The organism is Paraburkholderia sp. LEh10, from assembly GCF_017814945.1.
Classification (GTDB): domain Bacteria; phylum Pseudomonadota; class Gammaproteobacteria; order Burkholderiales; family Burkholderiaceae; genus Paraburkholderia.
Genome location: NZ_JAGIPX010000259.1, coordinates 1 through 399 on the forward strand (window position 1 = coordinate 1; position 399 = coordinate 399).

General features: G+C 61.2%; 1 pseudogene. It reads left to right on the forward strand.

The annotated features are described in order from the left end of the window. Nucleotides 1–196: 196 nt before the first annotated feature. Nucleotides 197–399: pseudogene (locus J8I87_RS44255) on the forward strand (hypothetical protein); the annotation flags it as partial.

Below are 399 nucleotides of genomic sequence, written 5' to 3' on the forward strand. Positions count from 1 at the left end.
CGGCGCTCGAAGAAAACATCGAGGTCACGCTGGTTGCCTCGCATGTCGCGCCCGAGTTGCTCGCGCATCCTCTCGTGGATTGGGCACCCATCAGGATTGGACGCTTCTAAATCAATTCGATCGATTCCGAAAATGACCGACGAAGATCACGTCGTGCAATAACGACGGGCCCCCCTTTTCAACACATTTACGCAACATGGAAAACAGCCCGGTCCATTCCCGCTCCATCAAATCACTGCAAATCGGCATGCACTGGTTTCCCGAGCGCGCGGGCGGTCTCGACCGCATGTACTACTCGCTGATCGGCGCGCTGCCGGGCGCCGGCGTCGAAGTGCGCGGCGTCGTCGCGGGCTCGGAGCGTGTCGCGCAGGACACCAACGGCGCGATCCAGGGCTTCGG